A 13,401-nucleotide genomic window follows, 5' to 3' on the forward strand; every position below is an offset into this window, starting at 1 on the left:
CGAACAGGATGAGCGGGCGCCCAGCGTTCAAACAAACGACTAATATCAAACCCTGCGTTCAACAATATTGAACAAAGGCCATGCCGGAATCCGATGCCCATATGAGCGCCACGCCTCTGCTGGAAAGCGATGTGCTGCGCACCTTTGTCGCCATCGCCGAGAGCGGCAGCTTTACCCGGGCCGCCGGGCAGATCTACCGCAGCACCTCGGCGGTCAGCATGCAGATCAAACGCCTGGAAGAGACGCTTGGCCGCTCGCTTTTCATCCGTGAAGCGCGACAGGTGCGCCTGACGCCTGCCGGAGAGATCCTGCTCGGCTATGCACGACGTCTGCTCAAGCTCAACGAGGAGGCGGTCGCGCAGTTCCTCCAGCCGGCACTGCAGGGGCGCGTACGGTTTGGCACGCCAGCCGATGTCGGCACTCGCATTCTGCCCGGCCTGTTGGCGCTGTTCGCGCGCAGCCATCCTGGCGTGGAAGTCGAGGTTTCGGTCGCCCGCAGCGTCGACATGATCGAGCGTATCGATGCCGGCGAACTGGATCTGGCGCTGATCACCACCGGCAATCTCGGGCAGGACGATTCACGGGGCGAGCCGATCCACAGCGAACCCCTGGTCTGGGCCGGCCGCAGCGGCGGCGTCGCCGCACTGCGCACGCCGTTGCCGCTGGCGCTGGCCAGCCCGGACTGTGCCTGGCGTCGGCAAGCCCTGGACGCGCTCGATCGCATCGGCCGCGGCTACCGCATCGCCTACTCGAGCGAGCAGTCGTCCGGTCAGGAAGCGGCGATGATCGCCGACCTGGCGATCGCGCCCTACCCGGCGAGCCTGGTCCGCCCGCCCCTGCAACGGCTGGACGGGCAGTACGGGCTGCCGCAACTGGGCGACTATCGGATCAACCTGCTGCGTAGTAGCAATCGCAGCGATGCCGTCGAGGTGCTGGCCGCCCAGGTGATTGCCGCCTTCGCCGAATACCGCAGCCGTTTCGGCGGCCATCGCCCGGAAGCCAGCGAGAAGCCGACATGGCACGCTGGATGATCTTCGCCGGGGCGGTACTGCTCGCGCTCGGCATCGCCTGGCACTATTTCCCGTGGCTGCTGAACTGGTTCGGCCGCCTGCCGGGCGACATTCGCATCGAATCCGAACGCAGCCGGGTGTTCATCCCGATCACCTCGATGGTGATCGTCAGCGTGGTGCTGACCGTACTGATCAACCTGTTCCGCCGCTAGGGTGGAATACGGCGCCCCGCACTTGGGGGCGCTTTGCGCGCTGATGACAGCCGGCGCAACCTCACCAATCGGGGCCTGCCCGCCACGCGCCGCGTGTTATTGCGGCTAACACTCCCGGCTCTTTCAGCCCCGCGCCGCCGCACTCAGGATCAGATGTTTCATTTCCTTGACCGCCTGCTTGAAGCCGACGAACAACGCATGAGCCACGATGGCGTGGCCGATGTTCAGCTCGTTGACCCCGCGGATGGCGGCGATGGCTTCGGCGTTGTGATAGTGCAGCCCATGCCCGGCATTGACGATCAGGCCATGGCTGAGGCCGGCCTCCACACCGTCGCGAATGCGTGCGAGCTCGCACGCCCGCTCGGCAACGCTGTGCGCATCGGCATAGCGCCCGGTGTGCAGCTCGATAGCCGGAGCCCCGATACGCGCTGCCGCTTCGATCTGACGGGGATCGGCATCGATGAACAGCGAAACCTCGGCCCCGCAGAGCGTCAGTCGCTCGACCGCATCACGAATACGCGGCTCCTGGCCGGCCACATCCAGACCGCCCTCGGTGGTGAGTTCCTGGCGCGTCTCCGGGACCAGGCAGACATGTTCGGGGCGCAGTTGCTCGGCAAACGCGAGCATCGACTCGGTGACGCCCATCTCGAAGTTCATTCGCGTCTGCAGGGCGTCCTTCATCATCAGAACGTCACGTTCCTGAATATGTCGACGGTCTTCGCGCAGGTGCACGGTGATACCGTCGGCTCCCGCCTCCTCGGCATCCAGCGCGGCCTTGACCGGATCAGGATAACGGGTGCCGCGCGCCTGACGTAGCGTCGCGACATGGTCGACATTGACACCGAGCAGGATTCGATTGGCTTCAGTCACGCGATACCTCCTTCATGTTCATGAACAGCTCGCGGCTGACCAACGGCCGGCCGCCCAGGTGGGGCGCCAAGGCCTGGCGCATCAGCCTCTTGGCCGCCGCCAGTGCTCCCGGCACCTGCCAGTCGGCCTCGGCCATCGCCAACAGTTCGGCCCCGTTGAACAGGCCGGGCTGGAATTGCGAGACGGGCTCGAGACCGGCATCGGGAATCAGACGGTAGAGGCCAGCAGGCTCGATCGGCAAGCCCTGGAGGTCGTGCTCGAGCGCGAAGCCATAGCCGAGCTCGCCAAGCAGCCGCCACTCGAAGGCACGCAGCAAGGGCTCGATCGGTCGTTTGGCCGCCAATGCCGGCAGCGTCGCCGCGTAGTGCTCGAAGAGGGCCGGCTGGGCATCCTCGACCGGCAGCAGACGAACCAGCAGTTCGTTCAGGTACAGACCGCTGAACAGAGCCTGACCGTCGAGCCAGAACGTTGGCCCTGCCTGCTCCAGGCGTGCCACGGTCTTCAGGTCGCCCCGGCCGCGCAGCTCGATTTCCAGCGAAACGAAGGGGCGCAGCAGGCTGCCGGCCCTGCCGCGGGCGGCGCGCATCACCGCGCGCAGCCGTCCCTGGGGGGTGAACAGCTCGACGAGCGCGCTGCTTTCCTTGTAGGGACGGCTATGCAGTACGAATGCAGGCTGGTGCATGGCGGGTCAGGGCGTGCCTGGTGCGCGCAGCAAGTGCGCTAACGCGTTTACTGATAACCGAGCGAATGCAGCGCGCGCTCGTCGTCGGACCAGCCACCCTTGACCTTGACCCACAGGTTGAGCATGACCTTGGAGTCGAACAGCACCTCCATGTCCTTGCGCGCTTCCTGGCCGATGCGTTTGATGCGCTCACCCTTGTCGCCGATGATGATCTTCTTCTGGCCGTCGCGCTCGACCAGAATCAGCGCGTGGATGTGCAGCACGTGGCCTTCCTGCTTGAAGTCCTCGATCTCGACGGTGATCTGGTACGGCACCTCGGCGCCAAGCTGCCGCATGATCTTCTCGCGTACCAGCTCGGCGGCAAGAAAGCGGCTGCTGCGATCGGTGATCTGGTCTTCCGGGAAGAAATGCTCGCCCTCGGGCAGGCGCTCGGCGACTAGGTTTTCCAACGTTTCCAGATTTTGTCCATGCTGCGCGGAAATCGGCACGATCTCGGCGTTGGGCAACTGCTCGGCGAGCCAGCGCAGATGAGGCAGCAGCTCGGCCTTGTCCTCGATGCGGTCGGTCTTGTTCACCGCCACGATCAGCGGCCCAGTAACGTACTGTAGGCGCTCCAGCACAGCCTGGTCCTCATCGGTCCAGCGGGTACGATCGACGACGAAAATCACCACGTCGACGTCCTTCAGCGCGGAGGCCGCGGTGCGGTTCATGTAGCGGTTGAGCGCGGTCTCGCCGTTCTGGTGCAGGCCCGGGGTATCGACATAGACCGCCTGCACGCTGCCCTCGGTCTTGATGCCGAGCATGTTGTGACGGGTGGTCTGCGGCTTGCGCGAGGTGATCGCCAGCTTCTGCCCTAGGATGTGGTTGAGCAAGGTCGACTTGCCGACGTTCGGCCGGCCGACGATAGCGACGTAGCCACAACGGCTGACGGCATCGTGCTGCGCCGGTTCAAGGTGTTCAGTCATGTCCATTCTCCACGCCAAGGGCGATGAGTGCGGCGGCCGCAGCCACCTGTTCGGCGATACGCCGGCTGGCGCCCTGCCCGTGGGTCTTGTCGGTCAGCAAGGCTACCTGGCATTCGACGAAGAAGGTGCGGCAATGCGGTTCGCCCTGAATGTCCACCACCTCGTAGCGCGGCAATTCGCAGGCGCGCGATTGCAGGAACTCCTGCAGTCGCGTCTTCGGATCCTTGTTGGTGTCGACCAGCGTCAAGCCTTGCAGCTCCCCCGCGAGCCAGTCCAGCACCCGCTCACGTGCCGCTTCCATGCCGGCATCGAGGTAGATCGCGCCAATCAGCGCCTCGAGCGTGTCGGCCAGGATCGACTCACGGCGATAACCGCCGCTCTTGAGCTCGCCGGAACCAAGGCGCAGATGGTCGCCCAGCTCGAAGCCGCGGGCGAGCACCGCCAGCGTTTCGCCCTTGACCAGCCGGGCGCGCAGGCGAGAGAGCTGGCCTTCTTTGGCTTGCGGAAAGTGGTTGAACAGCGCCTCGCCGGCGATGAAGTTCAGGATGGCGTCACCGAGGAACTCGAGGCGTTCGTTATTGCGCCCGGCATAGCTGCGGTGCGTGAGCGCCAGGAGCATCAGCTCCTGGTCCTTGAAGTGATAACCGAGCTTGCGCTCGAGACGGGCTAGCGAAGTGCTCACGGCATCCTTAGGCGGTATTCTTTGTCGAAGTTGGCCACCAGATCGAGGTTGCTGATCAGTGGCTCACGTTTTTCATATTTGAGGTGGGCGCGGAATTCGTTGTCCTGGATTTCCACCTTCAGTGCATCGCGCAGATCGAAATCGCGGATGCCGTTCACCTGCAGGCCTTTGCTGACGTGAGTATAGAACTCGCCAACGCTTCGGATTTCCTCGGCCTGTTCGGTTTCAACCGATGTGATCACCTTGTCCAGGGACATATAGTCCATGTAGTGCGGCAGCATCTTGAATGCGGTGCTGGCGAAGAAGGCCACGAGAGCCAGCACCACCAGCCAGCTCAGCATGGACAGCCCATTCTGCGAACGCGCGAAACTCATGTCGACCTCTAGTCGTCTCGATACCCACCCAGCGGGGCGTGCCCACTATAGCGAGCCACGCACCGGCTTCAGCGGCGGCATTTCACAGCCTCAGTGAATCAACCCCACCCGCGAAAAGTGCGGCAGGTTGCTGAGCTTCGGATCAGGCCAGCTCATCCACACGGCAAACGCCTTGCCGACGATATTGCGATCGGGAACCATGCCGACCAGCTCCGGCGCAATGGTATCGTCCTGCCAGTAACGGCTGTCGTTCGAGTTATCGCGGTTGTCGCCCATCATGAAGTAGTGCCCTTGCGGGACCGTCCACTGCCTGCTGGGCTCGATGCGGTAGCGCCCCATCTCCTTGCGGATGATGTGCTCGACATCGCCGAGTTGCTCGCGGTATAGCACCGCGCTGCCCAGACTACCCGGCTCTTCGCCGATCAGCGTCTCGGCGACCAGCTTGTCGTTCACATACAGCCGACGGTCGCTGCTGTAGCGAATCACGTCTCCCGGCAGGCCGACCACACGCTTGATGTAGTTGATGTTGGGATCGCTCGGGTAGCGGAACACCATCACGTCGCCGCGCTTCGGGTCACCTACTTCAATGATCTTGGTGTCGATCACCGGCAACCGAATGCCATAGGCAAATTTGTTGACCAGGATGAAATCGCCGACCTCCAGCGTGGGCTTCATCGAGCCGGACGGGATCTGGAAAGGCTCGACGAGAAAGGAGCGCAGCACCAGCACGATGGCCAGCACTGGAAAGAACGACTTGCCGTACTCGATGAGGACCGGCTCGCGGTTGAGGGCTTCCAGCGCCTGCGCGTCTACCTGATCGGTGCGTCCCTGATAGCTGGCGATGGCCGCACGCCGCCGGGGGGCGAAATACAACAGATCGCTCAGCGCCAGCAGGCCGGACACCAATACGGCGATGACCAGCAGCAAAGGGAAATTGATCGACATATCAGCTATCTACCTTGAGCACCGCGAGGAAAGCTTCCTGAGGGATTTCGACGCTACCGACTTGCTTCATGCGCTTCTTGCCCGCCTTCTGCTTTTCCAGCAGTTTGCGCTTGCGGCTGACATCGCCACCGTAGCACTTGGCGAGAACGTTCTTGCGCAGCGCCTTGACCGTAGTACGAGCGACGACCTGGCCACCGATAGCGGCCTGGATGGCGACATCGAACATCTGCCGAGGGATGAGCTCCTTCATCTTCTCGGTCAGCTGACGGCCTTTATAGTGCGCATTGTCACGATGGACGATGAGCGCCAACGCATCGACCTTCTCGCCATTGATCAGCACGTCCAGCTTGATCAGGTTTGCCGTCTGGAAGCGATCGAAGCTGTAGTCGAGCGAGGCGTAGCCGCGGCTTACCGACTTCAGTCGATCGAAGAAATCCAGCACCACCTCGCTCATGGGCAGGTCGTAGCGCACCTGGACCTGCGAGCCGAGGAACTGCATGTCCCGCTGAACGCCACGCTTTTCGATGCACAGCGCGATGACATTACCCAGATGGTCCTGCGGCACCAGGATGTTGGCCTGCACGATCGGTTCGCGCATTTCGGCAATCGAGGCCAGGTCCGGCAGCTTGGAAGGGTTGTCCACATACACGGTGTCGCCGCTCTTCAGCACCACCTCGTAGATCACCGTAGGTGCCGTGGTGATCAGATCCAGATTGTACTCGCGCTCCAGCCGCTCCTGGATGATCTCCATGTGCAGCATGCCGAGGAAGCCGATGCGGAAGCCGAAACCCAGCGCATCGGAGCTCTCCGGCTCGAACTGCAAGGCGGCGTCATTGAGCGTCAGCTTTTGCAGCGCCTCGCGGAAATCCTCGAAATCGTCGGAGCTGACCGGGAATAGACCGGCGTAGACCTGAGGCTTGATTCGCTGAAAGCCCGGCAACATCTCGACATCCGGCGTGTTTGACAGCGTCAGCGTGTCACCGACCGGCGCGCCGTGAATGTCCTTGATGCCCGCGATGATGAAGCCCACTTCGCCGGCCTTCAGATCCTCTGTGGCGGTGTGCTTGGGCGTGAACACGCCGACGCTGTCCACCTGATGCAATTTGCCGGTCGACTTGACCAGGATCTTGTCGCCCTTCTTCACACGGCCATGCTTGACCCGAACCAGGGACACTACGCCCAGATAATTGTCGAACCACGAATCGATGATCAGCGCCTGCAGGGGGGCTTCGATTTCGCCTTCGGGCGCAGGAATGATCTTGACCAGGCGCTCGAGCACGTCGACCACGCCCATCCCGCTCTTGGCACTGCACGGGACCGCATCGGTCGCATCGATACCGATGATGTGTTCGATCTCTTCCTTGACGCGCTCCGGCTCGGCTTGCGGCAGGTCCATCTTGTTCAGCACGGGCATGACCTCCAGCCCCTGCTCGATCGCGGTGTAGCAATTGGCGACCGACTGCGCTTCCACGCCTTGTCCCGCATCGACGACCAGGATCGCGCCTTCGCAAGCAGCCAGCGACCGACTGACTTCATAGGTGAAGTCAACGTGCCCCGGCGTATCGATGAAGTTCAGCTGGTAGGTACGGCCGTCCTGCGCGTTGTAGTGCAGGGTCACGCTATGTGCCTTGATGGTGATGCCGCGCTCACGTTCCAGATCCATCGAATCCAGCACCTGCGCTTCCATCTCACGGTCGGAGAGGCCCCCGCATATCTGGATGAAGCGATCTGCCAAGGTCGACTTGCCATGGTCGATGTGCGCGATGATGGAGAAATTGCGGATATGACTCAGGTCACTCAAAGCTCAACACTCGATAGATGTCGCAGACCGGGCGCCTGCCAAAATAGCCGCGGAGTTTAACCGATCAAGCTATCGAGTGCCACGCGCGCTGACCATCGAGCCACACCAATGGCGCTCGGAGAGGCCCCCTACTCGGATCGCCCGGGCAGCCCGAGCGTAATGAAACGGGCTCTGCATTCCCGCGCTGCGCGTTGGACACAAGGCGTTCTAGCATCAACCTGCCGCGCCAACGCGGATGTCCGGCCCGCACGCCTGCGCTCCACTGCCTGCGGAGATGCATATCGCGTTTCAGCGGCCGCTGATCAGCTGTCTGCTGGCAAGCAGCGCCCGCCAGGGAACGTGAAGCCTCTGGGCCGGACCTGGCGCCGCTATAGCGTTGCGGCGCAGCCCCTTTTCAAGCGTTGAAGAATGCGACCACCGCCTCAGCCTGAGTTTCGCGACGGCAGGCGAAGCGTGCTCGGCGAGCTGGGTGAGATCAGACAGGTGTGCCGGAACGAAGTCGGGCGAACATGAAATGCCGAATATCGGGACCGAAAATGTCGGCCCCTGACAGGTGGAACAGCTAGAGCAGGTGCTCCCGCATACCGCTCCCGCTGCTGCACGCGGCCTCCGAGAGCAGAGCACGCAGCACGATTGGTTGTAACTCAGCGTTCTGGTCGATCCGTTTGCTGCGTTGCCGCACCAACCAGCAGCCTGCCAAGAAGCCCAGTAGCCCACCGAGAATCGTCACCGGCTCGGCAGCCGACAGGCTTTGCGCCAGCAGCGCACCCACGAACAGGAAAAATAGCGGAAGCAGATAAACCAGGACGGCTCCATGCAGGAGCGCACGCTCGGAAATGCCGATCACGACGCCATCCCCGACCTGCAACCTGAGGCTGGTAGCGGCTCGAGTCAGGCCGCGTCGTTCCTGTACGCCCAGCCGGTTCATCAAGCCCTGCCCGCAGCCATTCTTCGCTGAACAGCCCGAGCAGGTGCTTTGCACCTCGGTCTGTACCCAGACCGCCCCGTCTTCCACCGCGATGACGCGCCCGCGCTCCTCGATCACTGACCGGCGGCCTCGCCTTCGGAACGCGCCGAAAGCGCTACACGCTCGGCAGTTCCAAGCGGCACCTCGCCGACGACGGTGACCATTACGTCGCCCCCCGAACCGCTGATGCGCTTGGAGACGACAACGGTCGGCCCCATCTGACTACGCGCGTCGTGCACTTGGGCCCCGCGCAACGGCTCGATGAACACGGAAAAACGGGCCAGCCCATCACCATAGGAAAGCCAGGTGACCGGGACGTCCGCATCGACGCCCGGACGCTGTGCCGACTCCAGCAGCTTGAAGCCAGGAGGCAGCCAATCGGCCCGCCAACCGCTCGAAGGCTCGGTTCGTTCGACATGTTCTACCGGCTTGCACGCAGCCGTCGCCTTCAGTCCAGGCGCCGGAACATTGCCAGCCTCGAAATGAGTGAATTGCAGGCGCTCGAGGAGCTGTCCTTTTTCACTGAGCATGAGCGACTTGATTGGAAACGCCGTTTCTCGATCCAGGTGCAACTCGAAACTGTATCGATGCTGGTCACGGGCCAGCACGGCGATCGCCACCGCGGGCCGATCAGCGATACGTGACTCCCCGATGACCCGGAATTCATACCATTCGGATAAGGCCTTGGCATCAAAACGTGGGTTTTGCCACGCCTGACTGGGTTCAGCCGCAGAAGCGAACTCATCGCTGGAACATTGGACTTGGCCATTGATCCGAACGACCTCAACAGCAGGCCCATCGAGCTGCAGCAGTCGCTCGCGGACTTCGCCACCCTTGACTTGATGCCAAACCGCATGACTGGAAAAGCTGCCATCGCGTCCGTAGACAAACGTTCCGGCATAACTATGGCTCTGCCCCGCTTTTGCGAGGCTGGCCATCCAGGTATCGGCATCTGCAGCGAAGGCCGGCATCGATAGCCAGCCTCCGATTACTACACATAGCGGCAGTGCGCGCATGTTCTTCCTTAGTTAGCGTTCTTCCATGCTGGCTGCGCGAGCATACGGCAGCGCACCGTCCGAGCCACTTCCAAATGCCGCTTGCTGGGCATGCTGACGCACATAGGACGGCAAACGCTCTTCGTGCCAGCGATCAATCGGTGCAGCTTCGGCCGCAGGCTGCGCCTGCACCTCCGCCTGCCCCTCACTATAACCCGCCAATACAGCCGGCCCCTGAGTGGCCTGCGGCACGGAGATAGCTGGCGGAGCCGTCTCTTGCGCAAGTTGCGGTGCCGCGACGTCATTCTGATTGTACAGACGCACGCCGGCCAGCACTGCCACGGTCACCGAGGCCGCTACAGCCAACCGGCCCAAATTGCGCCATGCAGCGCCTGCACGAGCAGGCACACTCGGCACAGCCTCATCGGCAATCGCGGCGGAAACCGCTGCCGAGATATCCAACCGCGGCTCGATCAGCTCCTTGTGCATCACGGCACGGGCGATTTGATAACGCGACCAGGTGGCACGTACTTCTTGATCGTCGCTTGCTGCGAGCACGCGACGTAATTCCAACTCGTCCGCTTCGTTATCCATCACCGCGGACAGCGATTCATGCAGGGCTTCACGACTCATGGCGGTTCCTCTCTTGGCTGTCGCCGCTGTCTCAGGATTCATGCAACAAGGGTTGCAACGACTTATCGATGGCTTCACGCGCCCGGAATATCCGGGAGCGTACCGTTCCGACGGGACACTGCATCACGCTCGCAATGTCTTCGTAACTAAGACCATCGAATTCGCGCAATGTTAAGGCCGTGCGCAAATCTTCCGGCAGTTGCTGAATTGTCCGATGAACGGTGTCTTCAATCTCATCCCTGAGCAGCGACCGCTCCGGCGACTCGATGTCCTTCAGAGCGTGGTCACCCTCATAGAACTCGGCATCTTCGGAACTTACGTCACTGTCTGGAGGACGCCTACCACGCGCCACCAGATGATTCTTCGCCGTATTGATGGCGATGCGGTACAGCCATGTGTAAAAGGCACTGTCACCGCGAAAGTTGCTCAGCGCTCGGTAGGCCTTGATGAACGCTTCCTGCGCGACATCCTGAGCCTCATGAGAGTCGTGCACGAAGCGCACGATCAACCCAAGGATCTTGTGCTGATATTTCATAACCAGCAGATCAAACGCGCGCTTATCCCCTCGCTGAACACGCTCAACCAGCTGCTGGTCTTGCTCCTGGGTCAACATAGATACGCCTCCTTACCGAGGGCGCATCGCTCACACCAGCGAACCGACCTGCCAGAATAGACCCGGGCTTTACGCAAAAGTTCTCCCCCTTCCTAGCAAGCTTTCCTGCAATACGTTGGCGGCAACTGCGCAACTACGTTTCCGTGTCGGGCTCTCACGCCCTAGCCCGCTGACACCGGCATCACCGTGCAGCGAGCACTCTCAAGCATCTATGGATCGCACGCCTGCAAGAAAAGTTCCACGAGCGCGAAGATTAATCCCTTTCAGCTATATTGCCGCACGGCGCGGTCTATATACTACCGGCGATCTCATTCGTGGATGTCGAGATGAGCCAGCATTATCAATACGACGTATTGGTCATCGGCAGCGGCGCTGCTGGCCTGACCCTAGCCCTGAATTTGCCTGAAAGCCTGAGGATCGCGGTCCTGAGTAAAGGTGACCTCTCCAACGGCTCGACCTATTGGGCGCAGGGGGGAGTAGCCGCGGTGCTGGATACCAGCGACACGGTGGACTCTCATGTCGCTGATACGCTTGTGGCCGGCGCAGGGCTGTGTCACGAGCAGGCCGTCCGCTTTACCGTCGAGCACAGCCGAGAAGCCATCGGATGGCTAATAGAGCAAGGTGTTCCCTTCACCCGCGACGACACGCACGATCGGGAAGACGGCAGCTTTGAGTTCCATCTCACCCGCGAAGGTGGCCACAGTCACCGACGCATCATCCACGCTGCCGACGCTACCGGCGCTGCAATCTTCAGCACATTGCTCGGGCGCGCCCAGAGCAGAGCCAATATCGAGCTCCTCGAACAGCGGGTTGCGGTCGACCTGATCACCGAGCAGAAGCTAGGCCTGCCGGGCAAGCGCTGCCTGGGCGCCTACGTCCTGAACCGCCACACCGGGGAAGTCGACACCTTTCAGTCGCGGTTCGTGGTGCTGGCGACCGGCGGCGCTGCAAAGGTCTACCTCTATACCAGCAACCCGGACAGCGCCTGCGGCGATGGCATCGCCATGGCCTGGCGCGCCGGGTGTCGCGTCGGCAACCTCGAGTTCAACCAGTTCCATCCAACCTGCCTGTATCATCCGCAGGCCAAGAGCTTTCTCATCACCGAAGCACTGCGTGGCGAAGGCGCTCTGCTGAAGCTGCCGAACGGCGAGCGCTTCATGCCGCGTTTCGACGAACGCGCAGAACTGGCGCCACGTGACATCGTGGCACGCGCGATCGACCACGAAATGAAGCGCCTGGGCATCGACTGCGTCTTCCTCGATATCAGCCACAAGCCTGCCGACTTCATCAAGGCTCATTTTCCGACGGTGTACGAGCGCTGCCTGGCGTTTGGCATCGACATCACTCGCCAAGCGATCCCTGTTGTTCCCGCCGCTCATTACACATGTGGCGGCGTGGTGGTAGACGATGCAGGCCGGACAGACATCCCGGGGCTTTACGCGATCGGCGAGACCAGCTTCACCGGCTTGCATGGCGCCAATCGCATGGCCAGCAATTCACTGCTCGAGTGCTTCGTCTATGGCCGTTCAGCGGCCGAGGATATCTTGCGCGAACTACAGCAAGTGCCCATACCGCAGGACCTGCCGGCCTGGGATGCCAGCCAGGTCACCGATTCGGACGAGGACGTCATCATCGCCCACAACTGGGACGAGTTACGGCGCTTCATGTGGGACTACGTCGGCATCGTGCGAACCACGAAACGCCTGATGCGCGCCCAGCACCGAGTGAAGCTGCTGCTCAGCGAGATCGACGAGTTCTATTCGAACTACAAGGTTAGCCGCGACTTGCTCGAACTGCGCAATCTGGCGCTGGTCGCCGACCTGATGATCAGCTCGGCCATGCAGCGCAAGGAAAGCCGCGGCCTGCACTACACGCTGGACTTTCCCCAACAACTGGCTACCGCAGCCGACACTATTCTGGTTCCGCCCAGCGCTGACGACTGAATTTCAGCCGAACTCTCAGCTGCCGATGGAGATCCTTCGGCAGGCTGTCGGCAGGGATACAGACACTCACAGCCAAACGCCTGCCAGGCAGGCGCATACGCAGCAGGATCAGCGCGGGAAGTGCCATGCTGTCCGGCAGCAAGCGGGCGGACTGCCATCCGGAACCGGCGTTCCAGAGTTGCCAGCCACCGGCATCCAGCCGCAGAGCACGCCAGCTAGCAGGATGCGAAAGCGTGACCGAGCGCGGGACGACCCATCCGGCATGTACTCCAGCCAAGACCAGGACCACCGCCTTCACCCCTATTGGCGCAGCGCTGAGCCAGACGCTGAGCACGGCCAGGCAGGCGGCGAGAGCATAGCTCCAGGCCAGCCGCCGCGATGGCCGCCAGCGCCATTCGAAGGATCGATTACTTGGGCTGGACACGATCGAGGATCATGCGAACCATCCGCCGCAAGTCCTCGTCCTGCGGTTCTTCACGCTCCATGAACCAGCCGAACATATCCTGATCCTCGCATTCGAGCAGCTTGCGATAGCGGCGCTGATCCTCCTCGTCCAATGCCGGGTAGACCTCCTTGACGAAGGGCACCAACAGAACGTCCAGCTCCAGCATTCCACGACGGCTGTGCCAGAAGAGGCGATTGAGTTCGATTTGATCGGCCATGCAACGGCTCCTTGGTTGAGGGCCGCATTATAGCGACAGCAGTGCCG

General features: G+C 62.0%; 16 protein-coding genes. 3 read left to right on the top strand and 13 right to left on the bottom strand.

Going from position 1 to position 13,401, the window contains the following annotated elements:
• Window positions 1–80 precede the first annotated feature (80 nt).
• Window positions 81–1,031 (top strand): LysR substrate-binding domain-containing protein, encoded by a 951-nt coding sequence (locus tag CL52_RS14985; RefSeq protein ID WP_043221526.1) that lies wholly within the window; start codon window positions 81–83, stop codon window positions 1,029–1,031.
• The gene (locus CL52_RS14990; RefSeq protein ID WP_043221529.1) at window positions 1,016–1,222 is read left to right on the top strand and encodes a DUF2905 domain-containing protein; all 207 of its coding nucleotides are present in this window, start codon (window positions 1,016–1,018) and stop codon (window positions 1,220–1,222) included. The genes CL52_RS14985 and CL52_RS14990 overlap by 16 nt, the downstream gene beginning before the upstream one ends.
• Window positions 1,223–1,345: 123 nt before the next feature.
• Here the strand turns inward: CL52_RS14990 and pdxJ are convergent, their stop codons facing one another.
• From pdxJ to rpoE, 11 genes are all read right to left on the bottom strand, one after another.
• Complete coding sequence (gene pdxJ, locus CL52_RS14995) at window positions 1,346–2,092, bottom strand: pyridoxine 5'-phosphate synthase (RefSeq protein WP_043221532.1); 747 nt, start codon at window positions 2,090–2,092, stop codon at window positions 1,346–1,348.
• Complete coding sequence (gene recO / locus CL52_RS15000) at window positions 2,085–2,774, bottom strand: DNA repair protein RecO (RefSeq protein ID WP_041104341.1); 690 nt, start codon at window positions 2,772–2,774, stop codon at window positions 2,085–2,087. The genes pdxJ and recO overlap by 8 nt, the downstream gene beginning before the upstream one ends.
• Window positions 2,775–2,821: 47 nt before the next feature.
• On the bottom strand, window positions 2,822–3,739 hold the full coding sequence (era, locus tag CL52_RS15005; protein ID WP_043221533.1) for a GTPase Era: 918 nt from the start codon (window positions 3,737–3,739) through the stop codon (window positions 2,822–2,824).
• Entirely contained in the window at window positions 3,732–4,421 is a 690-nt protein-coding gene (gene rnc, locus CL52_RS15010) for a ribonuclease III (RefSeq protein ID WP_041104339.1), read from the bottom strand. Before rnc ends, era begins: the two co-directional genes overlap by 8 nt.
• Window positions 4,418–4,795: a DUF4845 domain-containing protein gene (locus CL52_RS15015; protein WP_041104338.1), complete on the bottom strand. Its 378-nt coding sequence runs from the start codon at window positions 4,793–4,795 to the stop codon at window positions 4,418–4,420. The genes rnc and CL52_RS15015 overlap by 4 nt, the downstream gene beginning before the upstream one ends.
• A gap of 90 nt (window positions 4,796–4,885) precedes the next feature.
• A complete protein-coding gene (gene lepB / locus CL52_RS15020; RefSeq protein ID WP_041104336.1) occupies window positions 4,886–5,740 on the bottom strand; it encodes a signal peptidase I in 855 nt (284 codons plus the stop codon).
• Window position 5,741: 1 nt separating this feature from the next.
• Window positions 5,742–7,541 carry a translation elongation factor 4 gene (lepA, locus tag CL52_RS15025; protein WP_043221536.1) on the bottom strand — a complete coding sequence of 600 codons (1,800 nt, stop codon included), beginning with the start codon at window positions 7,539–7,541 and terminating at the stop codon, window positions 5,742–5,744.
• A gap of 562 nt (window positions 7,542–8,103) precedes the next feature.
• Window positions 8,104–8,586 carry a SoxR reducing system RseC family protein gene (locus CL52_RS15030; protein WP_041104332.1) on the bottom strand — a complete coding sequence of 161 codons (483 nt, stop codon included), beginning with the start codon at window positions 8,584–8,586 and terminating at the stop codon, window positions 8,104–8,106.
• A complete protein-coding gene (locus CL52_RS15035; RefSeq protein WP_041104330.1) occupies window positions 8,583–9,524 on the bottom strand; it encodes a MucB/RseB C-terminal domain-containing protein in 942 nt (313 codons plus the stop codon). Before CL52_RS15035 ends, CL52_RS15030 begins: the two co-directional genes overlap by 4 nt.
• A 12-nt stretch (window positions 9,525–9,536) precedes the next feature.
• A complete protein-coding gene (locus tag CL52_RS15040; protein WP_043221538.1) occupies window positions 9,537–10,136 on the bottom strand; it encodes a sigma-E factor negative regulatory protein in 600 nt (199 codons plus the stop codon).
• Window positions 10,137–10,167: 31 nt separating this feature from the next.
• The gene (gene rpoE / locus CL52_RS15045) at window positions 10,168–10,749 is read right to left on the bottom strand and encodes an RNA polymerase sigma factor RpoE/AlgU (protein ID WP_041104326.1); all 582 of its coding nucleotides are present in this window, start codon (window positions 10,747–10,749) and stop codon (window positions 10,168–10,170) included.
• A 326-nt stretch (window positions 10,750–11,075) separates the two neighbouring features.
• Between rpoE and nadB the strand changes: the two genes are divergently transcribed.
• Window positions 11,076–12,692: an L-aspartate oxidase gene (gene nadB / locus CL52_RS15050; protein WP_041104324.1), complete on the top strand. Its 1,617-nt coding sequence runs from the start codon at window positions 11,076–11,078 to the stop codon at window positions 12,690–12,692.
• Here the strand turns inward: nadB and CL52_RS21525 are convergent.
• Together CL52_RS21525 and CL52_RS15055 are read right to left on the bottom strand one after the other, a co-directional pair.
• A complete protein-coding gene (locus tag CL52_RS21525) occupies window positions 12,661–13,116 on the bottom strand; it encodes a protein YgfX (protein WP_074519825.1) in 456 nt (151 codons plus the stop codon). The two genes, nadB and CL52_RS21525, sit on opposite strands and share 32 nt — an antisense overlap.
• Window positions 13,100–13,354 (bottom strand): FAD assembly factor SdhE, encoded by a 255-nt coding sequence (locus CL52_RS15055; RefSeq protein WP_041104322.1) that lies wholly within the window; start codon window positions 13,352–13,354, stop codon window positions 13,100–13,102. The genes CL52_RS21525 and CL52_RS15055 overlap by 17 nt, the downstream gene beginning before the upstream one ends.
• Window positions 13,355–13,401: the final 47 nt, after the last annotated feature.

Source organism: Stutzerimonas balearica DSM 6083 (assembly GCF_000818015.1).
GTDB classification, from domain to species: Bacteria; Pseudomonadota; Gammaproteobacteria; order Pseudomonadales; family Pseudomonadaceae; genus Stutzerimonas; species Stutzerimonas balearica.